Here is a 13,705-nt window from a genome sequence, read left to right on the forward strand (position 1 = left end):
GACGCATCCAACCCTCCTAAGTACGCTCCGTAGAGACGTACCGCAATTCACACTCATAGTATAGTGCAAGTCAAGAAAAAAAGCAATGAAAATCTCCCTTGACAAAAAATATATTTTGGTTTATAGGGCATTAACTTATTTGGCAATATAGGCCTTCAAAGCCTGAATTTTCCGGTTATTATCAGTATGTATGATCTGATTGTATGTGCTTGCTGGAATCGCCGATCTCAATTTCTCCTGTGCGTCGGAAAAGCCAGCTATCAGCCTGCGTAACTCAGTTTTGCTTATACCAATCAGCTTTAACTGATAGGTCAATAATACCAGATAATCAGTGATTGTATCGAAGGTAATCCCCGATACACTTGTGGCATTTGAAATTGCATTACTGATTTGCTTATCTATGCTGCCAGTCTTAAATCTTGTATCAAATACAACATCGTTGTGGGCGATAGCATTTCTCAGATCTTTGGTGGTATAGATTAGTCTTTGGGGCATCATTGAATTTGTGTCGTCAGACTGTTGAATGCCCAGCTTAATCGAAATTTTTTCCCTGCAAGGTTTGTTCAGGCAGGAAACAAAATGACCAAATTCACCAAGACTAAGTAATTCAAATATTCCCCAAATGGGAAGCGGCTTATCTTTCGATAAAAAATGGTGAGCAATCTTGTTATCATTTTTGAAAGCATTAGCCTGGACTCCATAAATTCTATTTCTCAAATCAAGACGTCTCTGAAGTTCCTTCTTAAATCTATCCTCTGCACGTTCTCTGTCCCTAGGAGTACGGTATGTTTTTTCTGTTGTTGAGAAGTCCTTGTAATTATCCAGCAACTTTGAGTAAACATCAGAAAAGCTATCAGACTGTATGCTCTCAACAATAGCTTCTAACACGTAGTTTTTTAATGCAGTCTCAATCTGCATTACATAAGGATAGAATAAAGCCTTCAGCTGCATATCAAAGTCATACACGGCAATGAGCTCATCAAATTCTGTAAAAGGAGCACGGTTAGTTGGTTTATCAATATAGCGATATCCTTTATAGCCGTGGTAATAGCCTATGTTCATCAGCTTCCGTTTCTGGGATGAACCAGAAATATTAAGCCCCTTTGTATCACGAAGATACTTCATCAAACCATTAATTGTTTTCGGTTTATTCGACATTAAAAGCCTCTCAGTAAACGAACTATATTTGCCTTACGCTCCGGGTTATTTCACTCCAGAATCATCAATTACTTCTACAATATCATCCATTTTGCATTTGAGCGCAGTACAGATTTTAGCCAGTGTCTCTACACGAACATCTTCATTCTTACCCATTTTTGCCATGGCATTTGTTGTTATCTTCGCTTCCTTAATCAGAGCTGACTTTGTCATTTCCCGATCAATAAGCAACTTCCATAATTTCTTATAACTAACGCTCATGTTAACCTCATAAAGCACTCTGACTACCTCTGAAAATCATTACTTGCTTCTATGAAAAACTATATCACCGGCACCCTGAATATTCAATGATATATTGCGGTTCTCAATCGTTATCAGGTAATTCAAAGCTTATGTACCCGAGGCAACCTTACAGCCACCTCGTTTCTCTGTCAATTGCCAAGAAGTTCCTTGACTGTTGATCCTGTCTTGATTCCCAAGATTATCAGGATCCCGTCCAGGTACTTGATGCTCCTGGCATACTTCTCACCAGTATCCAGACGGATCCAGATCATTTCCGTATGAGGCCAGGGATCAATGCTGACGATATGAGCCACATTGATATATTCATCGCCGATAAAAATGAACTGTGCCATCATTCCTCCTTTCACAGGCTTTCTTCCTTACCCTTGGTCTTAGCTTTCGCATCCTTGCCGTAGGTAGCCAGATCCGAAGGGATGATGTCCATGTCATACCCGGTGAACTGCTACCCGTCAAGTAGACAATTTAAAAAATAAAAATAAGACCCACGCTTTCGCGTGGATCTAAGTGTTAAGTTGACTACATTGGGGTCAGACCCCATTAATTTTAAAATCGATCATAATAGTAGGCACGATCATCAATTTTAGGTTCAACCATGCCTGCGATTGTCCTTTGGCTTCCAGTTAGTCAGAATAGCCGGAAGTTTGAGACTTCCTCATGAGCCGGGGAGACCGGAACAGACAAGCGTCCACTGACTCCATGGAACGGGCGAATGAGGGGACTCCTCTCAAAAAGTCACCTTGCTGAAACAATTATCTTAATTGTTTCTTTGAAAGCTCACTGCGTCTCTTAGCATCTAACTGAATCCATTCATCCAGTGTCAACGGCACATAATCAGAAAACATGCAGAAACAGTTGATCATCTGGCACGGAATATTCTGCTGTTCATCACTTCCTCGAACTTCTCGCCTGCACGCTCTTGTGCGTTGAATAAACTCGTTAACCAGAATTTCATCGAAGGTGTTATGTACATGCCCATAGAGCATGTAGGTCTTCGGTATACCTTCGCCATTTCTGCGATACTGGCCGTTATAACAAAAAATCGGATAATGAGACAATATGATCTTCCTTCGATTGTCATTCAGTTCCTTATAAGACTCAATCCATTTAAAAAGACTTCGATCGAAGTCCTGATCATTCAGATAGTAGTCATGGTTTCCGACGATCATGTATTTTCGACCTTTCAGCTGGCGAAGAATCTCCTCCGCTTCACCAGCCTTCTTTGACATGCAGAAGTCTCCTAAAATCACAACTTCATCTCCATGACGAACACGTGAATTCCATTGATTGATCATATGCTGATTCATTTCTTCAGCGCTTGCAAAACCACGATGATCCATCTCCGTATTGAGCTTCGCATGACCGAAATGCAGATCAGAAATATAATATCGCATGACAGAGTGCCTCCTTCCTGTAAAAAAGTACTGTTTAAAAGAACAGGGCCCGACTCCCTTATGGATACCTCGAGATTTTCTCAAGGAAATTCATAAGAGAGTCTGACCCCCATCACTTTGACTCCATTTTCATGTTCGCGACGCGATTTGAACGCGCGACCTTCCGCTTAGGAGAACCATTGAACCTTTGTCATCTGTGTTCACCTATGTACAGGAAAGTCGCTTTTCATCAGGCTTTTTTCGCATTCCGAATCTGTTTCGGTTCACCGAAGTTCGCCTTTGTCGTTAGATGTTCACCGGTTCATTTTAGCAGTTTTTTGGATTTTTCTAAAAAGGGGAACAAGAACATTTTTCATCTACCGCCAATTTTAGCACTTTTTCGAGCAAAAACCCATCTGCAGTCGAACCGCGAGTCTAAACAGAATATCTCACATCTCCCTGAAAAGCACTCGCTGGGGAAAACGATAATCTCGCCTATCGGCTCGATGTACGTTGGCCGCCAAATGTCCGTATGAGCAAGCTCATCCGTCCGCTTGGCAGCTTATCGCACAAAAAGAGAGTATTGCATTCCCGGTTCGAATGAAATCCGAGTTTACAATACTCTCTATGTAAGTGGTGGGCCGGTGATCCGGCCCTTATTTTAGTTCAGGATCTTCGCCAGGCTTGTCAGCAGCGCTGCCATTTCCGGATTACTGAGTATCTTTGCCAGAAGGTCAGGATCCACACCTGAAGGGGCTGCTTTTGCTTCGGATTCGGTTTCAGCCGGTGACTCAATACTGTCTGAACCCTTCCCGCTGTAAAAGGCTTTCTCAAACAGTGCTGCGTTGTTCTTACGGTCGGCGGAGCCACATAAATCACATTTTTAGAATTCGCTTTCTGAGTGATTCGGTGCACGGAAGGAGTCTTCAGAAGCTGCATATAATACTTCTCCAGAACCCGTGCTGTCACGTCACTGAGCTTCATACTGCCGATGATCGGCGATATGTAATGCTCGATCAGAGCCGTATTGCTTCCGTAGACGGACATGGACCATGTGGTCTTGCCATAGAGAGCAACATACTCTTTCAGCAGCTCATCCACCGTCTTGCACTGATGGATCACCATAGTGCCTATTTCCTGCCGATATTCAATCTCAGCTTTCTGGCGCTTTGCATCGGCCATGGTCTTGAAGCTTTCCCATTTCTGCTTTCGCTTGCCGGTTGCTTCATCGTCGTAAAGGTAAACGACATTGTAACGGTTATTTCTCTGTACAATGGATGCCATTGTCTTTCACTCCTTTCTTAGTTCTCGCGTTCTAGTTTCTGCTGAAACAGGAACCACTTGATATCATTCCGGGGGATCAGATACTTGAGCCCGTATTTTTTGGCTTCAATTTCTCCGGTCTGAATCAGCCTGCGTACCTCATTGTATGTAAGGTCAAGAAGTACCGCCGCCTCCTGCAGGGTAAATGCTGCCTTTGTTTCGTCCACCTTGAGACGAGGCTTCCAGCTCTGCATCTCGTTCCCGGTCAGCTTGGGTTCGATACTTGGTCTGCGTTTTGTACCATGCCTCAAATACATCCTTTCGGATACGCATCCAGGTATCCACCTCAAAGGTCTCAATGTGATCCCGTTTGATCAGGGTATAAACCGTGTCATCGGATACACCGAGAAGATCTGCCATTTCCTGAACCGAGTAAGAATATGCCCTGAGCTCCGCACCGGGCGGTTATCCATTCGGATTGTTAGGATGTCGCGGAACAGCTCGACATCCTTGACAGATTACAGCTTGTTGTCCAGCCACTCATCGAAGCTCTTCTTTGAAATTCGATAGGCGGATCCGATCTTAAACCAGCGAAATTCCTGCTGTTCCAACAGCTTATATACCGTGCTGCGGCTGATACCGAGGATGATCTGCAGATCCTCAACGGTATAGCAGCGCTTCTCTGTGATGGGTATTGCATTTTCTGCCGGTAATTCAAAAGTCTCAATTGCTTCCATATGTCATTCCTCGCTTTCCGTTTTCATCCTTGCCGCAAATTCCAAATCAGGGAAACTCCACGCACACCGGAATGGGCAAGGTATCCTCCGGATCCAGATGAAGGCTTACGCGGATGCTGTCGTCAATGCGCTCCATGTGCTTTTGGCTCGTTCGCCCCAGATATTTGATTACCTGACCCTTGTTGATGGTGACGATCTGTTCCGCCTCACTCATGGAGGTTTCATTCAGACCGCGCTGCTTTTCGAGAACGCAGTGTGTAGGCTGCCCCAGCTTTTTCAATTCCGTGGTAAGCGGCACGACGATCAATGTCGGACCGAAGAAATTGCCGCTGTTGTTCTGAATATTGATGACCGGTCGAACACCGCCCTGAATATTTCCGCGATGCGCACCGAGCTGCGTACAGAAGTATCATTGTGCTGTGATGGATCAATGCTGTATATCGGAAGCAATCCGATACTTACAGGCCGGTTCACGCTCCCGCCTTCTATTGGCGATCGTTGCGTTCATCCGCTGATGTGGCTCCCCATCACAGGGCTGTGCCTGAAGAATGGTATGTAATTTTCAAGGTTCCTGTAGAGGAGTCGTTTGGCTCCTTACATGTACAAGTTTAGCCCGTACGGATGGATATTTTTAGGTACCGGCTGTACGGGTTGCCCGCCCTAGTTGTACGGATTTGCTTTAGTTTCACTACCGCAAAGGGGCATTACGACAAAAAAATTAAAAAAAGCAGGTCCAGACACGCTGAAATAATTACTCAGTGTATCTAGACCTGCCTTTGGGGCTGACGGGCTGGTGCCCTTGTCTATCTTTTACTTACATTTAATTCGATTCTAACTCATTTTAATTCATTTCGTGTTGAGTTAAATTTGTTTTTAACTCGTTATTGTGAGTTAAAATGCGTTAAATGTAAAATGTCCCGCCTTCTAACAGAATTTCCGAAGCGATGTCTGAACTTGCTTTTTCGTGCAAATTGAGATCTTTTGAACTTGCTTTTTCGTGATCTCGGATTAATTTCGGTGCCCAGTGTAAGAGGGAACAAATCAACTTTATATTTGTGCTGACCGCCGGGATGGCTGTACGCGAGCCGCATTTTCAGTGATTCATCGCAACCACCATTTTGATACAATCCAACGATTGCACCCCCTCCATCCAGGCATTGAATTAGGCTACTCTTCATTTTATGGCAAGATGCAAAGTAGAGTAGTCTTTTCTTTCACGAAAAAAGAGATATCAACCAGGGTCAATATCTCTTTTTTTCTTATTATAATTCACTTGTCAAGCCTAAAACAGGAAAAATACTTCCATCTATATATGCGCTATCGCCACTTATCTGTTTTCTCTCTTTCATATGCGTGTTCTCCCAAAATCTCTTTCCTGCCCGCGTGTCAGCGACCTGCAGGCGTTTTATCGCAGGATGATGTAATCCGTGGGAGCCTCCAGCTGTCCCCCCTCTTCCACCAGGCGCTGGGTCAGGTATTCCGGCATCCTGGGGCCGGTGGTATCCACTTCGGAAATGCCCAGTTTCTCCGTAACAAGGTTCAAATACCAGTTCACATCGCCGTAAGCCATGAAGGAATAGGTTTTATTGCGATCCATCTCCTTGCCGTCTATGGTCAGGGCGTTCAGGGTATAGCCGCTGTCGGTCTTTGTAATGTCCATCTCAAAGCCGCTGGAAACATACAGGGTGCTGTCATTGCAGACTGCGCCGCGGCCATCGGTCAGGGAGAGGGTCGTCTCCACAAAGGCATAGACCTGCTCGCCGGTCAGCTCCATCAGGCCGGGGTTTCCGCTATTGTATGCGAGATAGCCGAGATCTTTCTGGAAATAGTCGCCGGCATAGATGTCGCTTGCCACATAGCAGCCCTGTAGCAACACCAGATCGCAGCCGGAGAGCTTCCGCATGGTATTGGCAACAGCGGATGCCGCCTGATTGCCATGTTCCGGCGTGAACTCGTTGGCGTAAGGGGTGTGGATATGGGCGACGATCTGGGTGCCTGGCTCTTCTCCTGCCAGTTCGTTGTTGAAGGCTGTCAGCGCCTCCTGCGCCGTCTGCACTTCGCCATTTAGGATCATCTGCACCACATCCCTGGAGATGCGGAACATATCGTTGGAGGCCAGGCGGATGTACAGCTTGTTCTCCTCAATATAGGGCTTCAGATTATCCAGTTCCGGCAGAAGCTCCAGGGTGACATCCTTGTTGTAGGGCACCATGTTCTTGCCGGCGGTGATATGCTCCTGACCGTCCTGACTGACCATGGCGGTCAGAATGTCCAGAATCAGCTTTTCCCGCTCCGGGTCATCCATCCCCTTCTTGGAGGCGGCAATCTGGAAGGCGGGATAGGTCAGATACCAGTTGTCCTTCTCCGTCTGACCGAAATAGGGCATCAGCAGCACCGCGTCCTTCAGGGCAAAGCGGCGCACCGTCAGAATGTCGGGCATATCGTCGTGATCTACACGGAAACGGTAGTAATCCGTGGAGTTCGTGGCCAGAACAAATTCAAACTCCACCTCTGGGAACAGGTCACAGAGGTACTGGGTATAGGAATCCAGCATCTGATTGCCCCAGCAGGCAACGACCACCTTTTCCTTTTTTTCTGTCTGGGGTGTGCTGTTCTCCCCAGCAGTTCCATGATTGGCATTCTGGCCTGCGCAGCCGGTGAGCATGGTTGCTGCCATGGCCACGGCAAGCAGCAGGGTAAGTATTTTTTTCATAGACGTTCTCCTTTTCTCTCTGAAAAAAACGGTTTGCGCATTCAATGGTCGAGATTTCTCGCGATGGTCTTTACCACCTCGTCCATCACGATCGGCTTTGAAAGATGCCCATTCATTCCTGCATCCAGAGACGCCTGCACATCCTCGGCAAAGGCGTTCGCTGTCATTGCTATGATGGGAATCGTGCGTCCGTCAGGACGGTCGTCGAGACTTCGGATGGCCTTAGTGGCCTCATAGCCGTTCATCTCCGGCATCTGAATATCCATCAGAATTCCGTCATAATAGCCTTCGGGTTTGCTCCGGAACAGCTCCACTGCCGCACGGCCATTTTCCGCACGCTCACTAAGGATGCCCTCCATGTCCAGCAATTCCATCAATATTTCCGCGTTGATGTCATTGTCCTCCACCACCAGCATCCGGAGCCCCTCCAGCGAAACACCTGTTTCGTCAGGCTTGGACTGGATCCGGCACTCCGAAGCTACTTTCTTCAGGGTAGACATGGAGAAAGGAGCCGGCAAAAAGCCGTTTGCCCCGGCACTGCGCGCGTCTTTCTCCTTGCCAATCCAATCGCTGTCGATTAGAATCAGCTCCGGCGCATTTCCGTAATGCGTCCGGATGCTTCGGATGGCTTCCAGCGTATCCATATCCGGCAATGTGTGATCCAACAGGATCAGGTCGAAGGCGGCATCCTCCGATAGATTCCAGGCAGCGGTGCTGTCGGTGGCATACTGCAATTCCACACCGGTTCCCGCCATCAGGCCATAAATGGATTTGCAGATTTTCTCGTCAGACCCCAGAATCAGCGCTTTTCGGATGCCCTGCTCCTTCCAAAACGCCGAATCTCCATCTTCCACCGCCGGACGCAGTTCCAGTTCAACCTGAAATGTGCTTCCCTTTCCCTGTACACTGTCCACACGGATGGTTCCACCCATCAGGTCAACGATGCTCTTGGTAATGGTCAGGCCAAGGCCCGCGCCCCGGATTCCGCTGACCGTACTGTTCTTCTCACGGACAAAGGGATCAAACACATGGGGGACAAAATCCGGGCTCATTCCTATGCCGTTATCCATAACCTCGAAAAGAAGATGAACATAGCCCGGTGTGGTCTGGGCAAGCCCATGGACAGTCAGTGTCACTTCTCCGCTCTGAGCGGTATATTTGATGGAATTGTCCAGCAGATTGCCCAGCACCTCATTCAGGCGCAGCTTATCACCAATCAGACGCTCCTGGGGAACACCAAAAGCATTGATCTTCAGCGTTTGCCCTTTCTCCTGCGCCTGAGGCTGAAATACGAAAGTCAGCTCCTCAAGCAATTCCGAAAGGGAGAAGGTTGAAAGATTCAGGGAAGTCCTTCCGCTTTCGATCTTGGACATATCCAGGACTTCGTTGACCAGGGTCAGCAGGTGCTGTCCGGATGCTTTGATCTTCCGGCTGTAGGAGCGTACTCTGTCGGGGTCTGCGGCATCCCGATCCAACAGGCCGGACAAGCCAATCACCGCATTGAGCGGCGTGCGCATATCGTGGCTCATGTCAAACAGGAAGGTTCGCTTTGCCTCGTTGGCTGCCTGCGCCGATTGATAGGCATCCTCCAACGCGATGCGGCTGCGCTGCTCTCTTTCTTTCAGCTCCGATACATCCTGCACTGCTACCAAGACCGACACCGGAACCCCACGCTTCCGCTTCAGGCACAGGACGGAGATCTGCCACCAATTAACGCCGCTGCCACGGACACGGTTCTCGTATTGCAGGTAAGGCACATCCGCTGTCAGATGCTCCTGAATCGACCGGACGCTGAACCGCTCTCTGTCGTAGCTTTCCTCTTGCGTATCCACAATCCGGTCAAGCCAGTAATTGCGCAGGTCGCTGTATGTACCCTCAACCGGAAGCGGATTGTTACCGGACTTGTCATCGTCTTCCAGAATCGTGTAAGTGTCGTGCTCCAGATCAACCAGGATGAATCTGCGGAACAGATGGGATGTGGTGTCTACAATGTCCCGCATCTCTTGCTTCTCCCAGGTGAGTTTCTTCGTCTGCCTTGCGTTCTCCAGAAGCAGCAGAACAACATACAGCGCGGCAAGAATCACCAGCCACACCATCAGACAGGTCGCGGCTTTATTGGATTCACTCAGCATTTCGTTGGTAACGCCAATGGGAAAGACCTGCAGCAGCATCCAGTTGCTTTGGGGCAGCTTCGTCACATAGGCTGCGCTGGAGCCATAGGAATTGGTGTAGGTGAAGCTGACGGAGCCGCCGGTGTAGAGGGCATTGGTGAGAATATCCACGGCTTCCTGATCCGCCCCATCGTTCCGATTCAACGTTTCCAGGATGTTTTCAGGCTTTTCTTCCTTAGAGCTGGCGATTACGGTTCCGTCCGACAGGCAGAGATAGGTGTCCGCGGCTTCCCCAAAGTAAGAAGAAGTGATGATGTTGCGCATCTGCTGCTGTCGATAGCGTCCGGTAAGAACACCGACCACTTCTCCATCCAGCCGCAGCGGAGCATAGAAGATCACCAAATCCTCGCCGCTGACGCGGCCGTTGGAGATCATGTCCATACCGGAATTGCCCTGCATGCCGTCCTGAAAATATACCCGGTCAGTCACATCGGCCTGCAAGCCCCGGTTATCCGTGTAAATTCCTTGGGCATCCACATAACCGATGTAGTCAAAAATCGTGGACTCTGTCAGTTCTTCCAACACTTCCACATTGGCCTGTGACGCGTCCAGGCTTCGCTCATAAATATGGGCGATCGCGCTGATGCTGTTTTCGGCACCAACCAGCAAGTCATCAATACGCTTTGCTGACTGCGTGGCCGCGTCCGCGATATAATTGGCATTGCGTTCCAGTGTCATCCAGCGGTTCGAACTGAGATAAACGAAAAAGCCCGCCAGAATCAAACCAAGCAGGACAGCTGCCAGAATAATTCGCCGCCACAGGTTATTCTTTTCCCGCATTTGTGCCTCACTCCTCTCCTGTGTTTTCTATGAAATATCCTGATTTTCAGGTTGCTTTCATTTTCTATCTCTTTGTCGCGGTGGCGTTTATGGGATATTTCGGCTCGTTTCCGAGCTTTCAGTTTCCGGATATCATTTCCCGTTACATAATTTGAAAAAGTCATCCCGGCTTCTCGCCAGGAATTCCGTTCCTGAAACAGAAAAAATCTCAAAAAATGCATTTTATGTTTTGAAATCCGAAAGAATGTGACATACTGAATGTCAATAAAGTTCGAAAAAACTTGAAAACAGTCACTTAAAATTACATGTGCATCATTTTGCATTACAAATCTGGAGGAAGCCAATGACGATTCAAGAGTGTTATCAAGTATTGGGCGGAGACTACGCCCAGGTGGAAAAGCGGCTGCCGGGCATCCATCTGATCCGGAAATTCATTGCCAAATTCCTGGATGACGGGAGCTATCCCGAACTCTGCCGGGCAATGGAGCAGGGGCAGACGGAGGAGGCCTTTCGCGCCGCCCACACCCTCAAGGGCGTAAGCGCAAACCTCGGTTTTGACAGGCTGACGGCTTCCTCGGGGGAGCTGACCGAGCTTCTGCAAGGCCGGTGCAGGAATTGTCCGGCTGACCCTTATTTCTTCCACAGACAGCAACTGCCCTTGTGTTTCTTCTTTGCCCGATACAGAGCGGCATCCGCCCGTTCGATCAGCTCCGCGGAGGGGCGCTCATCCGTGCCGCACAGGGCAATACCGCCGGAGCATGCGGCCTGGAGACCGTCCGGCAGAGGGAATTCCTGAAATTCCTTGCAGATAGTCTCGCCCTTCTGCAGGATCGAATCCAGAGAGGCGATGCGCCGGAGAACCACCACGAATTCATCTCCGCCGTAACGGCAGAGAATATCTCCGTCCCGGGTCTGACGGCGGAGCAGATCTCCGAAAAAGCAAAGCATTTCATCCCCCTTGTTGTGGCTGAACTGGTCGTTGACCTTCTTCAGATCATCCAGATCAAACAGATACATGGCCAGAGGGAGATCCTCCTGACGCAGCGCGTCCAGAGCGGCAAAGAAACCTCTGCGGTTCAAAAGACCGGTCAAATAGTCCCTGCCTGCTTCGTCTATCAGCAGCTGCTCCCGGACGTGGTGGGCATCCATACGCATCATCTGGAAAACCCTTCTGCGCAGATCCTTCAGCGGATGGTGCTTGCACAGGAAATCATCGGTGTCCAGTTCTTGCAAATACTCCTCGCAGCTCTCGCCATAGGGCATCGTGGTCAGTATGGGGATCCGCCAGCAGGCAGGGGCCTGCCGGATGGCCTTTACCAGCGCCAAAGCGCCCTTTTCCGGAAGGGTGGCGCTGAGGATCACCGCGAAAACAGAAGCTTGGCCGCTTTCCCGGATGCAGGCGATTCCCTCCTGAGCGGTAGCCGCCTCCAGCACCTCATAATGGCCTTCAAAGAGCTCCCGGACTTTCCCCCGGTATTCGGCATCCTCATCCGCCACCAGCAGCTTCACCAGGTCGGTTTTGGCCTGCGGGGCGGCATCGGAGGGTTTCGGATACTTTGGCGGCTGGGCCTGCAGCAGTTTCTCAAACTCCCCGGCGGGCATGGGCCTCGCAAAGAAGTAACCCTGAACGTAGTCGCAGCCGATCTCCCGCAGGCGCTCCAGCTGCTCCCGGGTCTCCACGCCCTCCGCCACCACGCTCAGATTCAGCCAGCGGGCCAGTCCCACAATGAACCGCAGGATTCCCTGCTCCATGGGCTTGGAGGTTTCGCTTCGGATGAACTTCATGTCCAGCTTCAGGATGTCCAGCTTCATCTGGTTGAGCATATTGAGGGAAGAATAGCCGCTGCCGAAGTCATCCATTTCAATGATGAAGCCCAGCTCCCGCAGATGCTCCACGGTGCTGAGGATCTGAGCCGGGTTTTCCGTATAGGCGCTCTCGGTCAGCTCCAGATGGAGCTGGGCGGGCTCCACGCCGTATTTCCGGACGATCTCCAGCAGCGTATCCGCCAGGTCGGCATGGCAGACGTCCGCCCGGGACACATTGACCGACACCGACAGCTGAGGATATCCTTTTTCCCGCCAGAGGCGCAGCGTGGCACACACATTTTCCCAGACATACCGGTCCAGCCGGGTGATAAAACCGTTTTTCTCAAACAGGGGAATGAATTCTCCCGGGGACAGAAAGCCCAGCTCCGGGTGAACCCAGCGCACCAGAGCCTCGGCCCCCGCCAGACAGTCATTGTTCAGGCTGTACTTCGGCTGATAATAGACAACAAACTGCCCTTCGTTCAGTGCGGTCTCCATGGCCTCCGTAATGGCCTGCTCCCGCAGCAGCTTGCCCCGCAGAACATCATCATAGACCGCGAAGTGGCAATTATACTGATCTTTAATGCTGTCCACCGCCAGATTGGCCCGATCGCACATCTGCTCCACCGGAACGGAACGGTCAGTGATCTCGTAGACGCCCCACTTCATCACCACGTTGCAGCTCCTGCCGGATTCCGCCTGATCCGAGTCAAAGACAGCCCGGTCCCGGGCCTCCTTTCCGGACTCCTGCAGGCATATGAACCGGTCCGCGCCGAACCGTCCGCAGATCCCCGACGGGTCCACCGCCCGGCGCATGGCGTCCGCGGCTTCCCGCAGCAGCCGATCCCCTTCCGCCACGCCGAAGGAATCATTATACAGCTTAAAATTTACAATATTGGAGCAAACGATGCTGTATTCTCCCTCCGGATCCTCCCGAAGCCGCTCCCGCACCTTCTTATAGAAGAACTCCCTGCTGAAGAGCCCGGTCAGCCGGTCATACTGGAACAGATTCACCATGGCGGCTGTTTCCCGCAGCTTAATGATGCTGGCGACCCGGTGCAGAATCACCTGGGGCCGGTAGGGCTTGGGAACAAAATCCGTGGCGCCGTGAGCCAGGGCGGCTACCTCATCGGCCTCGCTGTCGCTCTGGGTCATGATGATGACGGGGATCAGAGAAAGCCTGTCATCTGCCTTGATTAGGTCAAGAAATGTAAAGCCGTCCATGACGGGCATCATCACATCCAGCAGGATCACAGCAATGTCATCGGCGTGCTCCCGCAGAACGTCGAGGGCTTCCTGACCGTTTTCCGCCTCCAGAACCGTATACGCATCGGACAGGATCTCCTTGAGTATCTCGCGGTTGAGCATATTGTCTTCAACAATTAGAATCTGCTTTTGCATAGA

At 50.0% G+C, this 13,705-nt stretch carries 11 protein-coding genes and 2 pseudogenes; 1 reads left to right on the forward strand and 12 read right to left on the reverse strand.

The genetic code is table 11. The features are described from left to right. Positions 1 to 135 precede the first annotated feature (135 nt). The 11 genes and pseudogenes from ACTQ52_RS09185 to ACTQ52_RS09235 all read right to left on the reverse strand — a co-directional run bounded on the left by ACTQ52_RS09185 (position 136) and on the right by ACTQ52_RS09235 (position 10,495). Positions 136 to 1,158, reverse strand: a complete 1,023-nt coding sequence (locus ACTQ52_RS09185; RefSeq protein ID WP_441982439.1) for an Abi family protein — start codon at positions 1,156 to 1,158, stop codon at positions 136 to 138. 45 nt (positions 1,159 to 1,203) lie between these two features. Beyond that, the gene (locus tag ACTQ52_RS09190; protein ID WP_441982440.1) at positions 1,204 to 1,419 is read right to left on the reverse strand and encodes a helix-turn-helix domain-containing protein; all 216 of its coding nucleotides are present in this window, start codon (positions 1,417 to 1,419) and stop codon (positions 1,204 to 1,206) included. A gap of 170 nt (positions 1,420 to 1,589) precedes the next feature. Continuing rightward, positions 1,590 to 1,793: a hypothetical protein gene (locus ACTQ52_RS09195; RefSeq protein WP_441982441.1), complete on the reverse strand. Its 204-nt coding sequence runs from the start codon at positions 1,791 to 1,793 to the stop codon at positions 1,590 to 1,592. Positions 1,794 to 2,210: 417 nt separating this feature from the next. Further along, entirely contained in the window at positions 2,211 to 2,852 is a 642-nt protein-coding gene (locus ACTQ52_RS09200) for a metallophosphoesterase (protein ID WP_441982442.1), read from the reverse strand. Positions 2,853 to 3,518: 666 nt separating this feature from the next. Next, positions 3,519 to 4,115: a hypothetical protein gene (locus ACTQ52_RS09205; RefSeq protein ID WP_441982443.1), complete on the reverse strand. Its 597-nt coding sequence runs from the start codon at positions 4,113 to 4,115 to the stop codon at positions 3,519 to 3,521. 17 nt (positions 4,116 to 4,132) lie between these two features. After that, positions 4,133 to 4,348: a helix-turn-helix domain-containing protein gene (locus ACTQ52_RS09210; protein WP_441982444.1), complete on the reverse strand. Its 216-nt coding sequence runs from the start codon at positions 4,346 to 4,348 to the stop codon at positions 4,133 to 4,135. Then, positions 4,269 to 4,517 (reverse strand): annotated as a pseudogene (locus ACTQ52_RS09215) (helix-turn-helix domain-containing protein); the annotation flags it as partial. The pseudogene ACTQ52_RS09215 and the gene ACTQ52_RS09210, both read right to left, overlap by 80 nt. Positions 4,518 to 4,612: 95 nt before the next feature. Then, positions 4,613 to 4,783 (reverse strand): helix-turn-helix domain-containing protein, encoded by a 171-nt coding sequence (locus ACTQ52_RS09220; protein ID WP_441982460.1) that lies wholly within the window; start codon positions 4,781 to 4,783, stop codon positions 4,613 to 4,615. Positions 4,784 to 4,877: 94 nt separating this feature from the next. Further along, a complete protein-coding gene (locus tag ACTQ52_RS09225) occupies positions 4,878 to 5,204 on the reverse strand; it encodes a type II toxin-antitoxin system PemK/MazF family toxin (protein ID WP_441982461.1) in 327 nt (108 codons plus the stop codon). Between the two features lie 1,032 nt (positions 5,205 to 6,236). Continuing rightward, positions 6,237 to 7,544: a 5'-nucleotidase C-terminal domain-containing protein gene (locus ACTQ52_RS09230; RefSeq protein WP_441982445.1), complete on the reverse strand. Its 1,308-nt coding sequence runs from the start codon at positions 7,542 to 7,544 to the stop codon at positions 6,237 to 6,239. A gap of 41 nt (positions 7,545 to 7,585) precedes the next feature. Next, positions 7,586 to 10,495 carry a response regulator gene (locus ACTQ52_RS09235; protein WP_441982446.1) on the reverse strand — a complete coding sequence of 970 codons (2,910 nt, stop codon included), beginning with the start codon at positions 10,493 to 10,495 and terminating at the stop codon, positions 7,586 to 7,588. Between the two features lie 343 nt (positions 10,496 to 10,838). On the opposite strand from ACTQ52_RS09235, the pseudogene ACTQ52_RS09240 reads away from it, so the two are divergent. Then, a pseudogene (locus ACTQ52_RS09240) lies at positions 10,839 to 11,114 on the forward strand (Hpt domain-containing protein); the annotation flags it as partial. An 11-nt stretch (positions 11,115 to 11,125) separates the two neighbouring features. Here the strand turns inward: ACTQ52_RS09240 and ACTQ52_RS09245 are convergent. Further along, complete coding sequence (locus ACTQ52_RS09245) at positions 11,126 to 13,702, reverse strand: EAL domain-containing protein (protein WP_441982447.1); 2,577 nt, start codon at positions 13,700 to 13,702, stop codon at positions 11,126 to 11,128. Positions 13,703 to 13,705 lie beyond the last annotated feature (3 nt).

The sequence above is a fragment of the Oribacterium sp. Sow4_G1_1 genome (genome assembly GCF_052116105.1).
GTDB lineage: Bacteria > Bacillota > Clostridia > Lachnospirales > Lachnospiraceae > Oribacterium.

Bases quoted from the DNA above. Each gene is read 5' to 3' on its own strand.
- ACTQ52_RS09210 (WP_441982444.1), bottom strand. From the start codon at position 4,348: ATGCAGAGCTGGAAGCCTCGTCTCAAGGTGGACGAAACAAAGGCAGCA.
- ACTQ52_RS09200 (WP_441982442.1), bottom strand. From the start codon at position 2,852: ATGCGATATTATATTTCTGATCTGCATTTCGGTCATGCGAAGCTCAAT.
- ACTQ52_RS09185 (WP_441982439.1), bottom strand. From the start codon at position 1,158: ATGTCGAATAAACCGAAAACAATTAATGGTTTGATGAAGTATCTTCGT.
- ACTQ52_RS09230 (WP_441982445.1), bottom strand. From the start codon at position 7,544: ATGAAAAAAATACTTACCCTGCTGCTTGCCGTGGCCATGGCAGCAACC.
- ACTQ52_RS09195 (WP_441982441.1), bottom strand. From the start codon at position 1,793: ATGGCACAGTTCATTTTTATCGGCGATGAATATATCAATGTGGCTCAT.
- ACTQ52_RS09190 (WP_441982440.1), bottom strand. From the start codon at position 1,419: ATGAGCGTTAGTTATAAGAAATTATGGAAGTTGCTTATTGATCGGGAA.
- ACTQ52_RS09235 (WP_441982446.1), bottom strand. From the start codon at position 10,495: ATGCGGGAAAAGAATAACCTGTGGCGGCGAATTATTCTGGCAGCTGTC.
- ACTQ52_RS09245 (WP_441982447.1), bottom strand. From the start codon at position 13,702: ATGCAAAAGCAGATTCTAATTGTTGAAGACAATATGCTCAACCGCGAG.
- ACTQ52_RS09205 (WP_441982443.1), bottom strand. From the start codon at position 4,115: ATGGCATCCATTGTACAGAGAAATAACCGTTACAATGTCGTTTACCTT.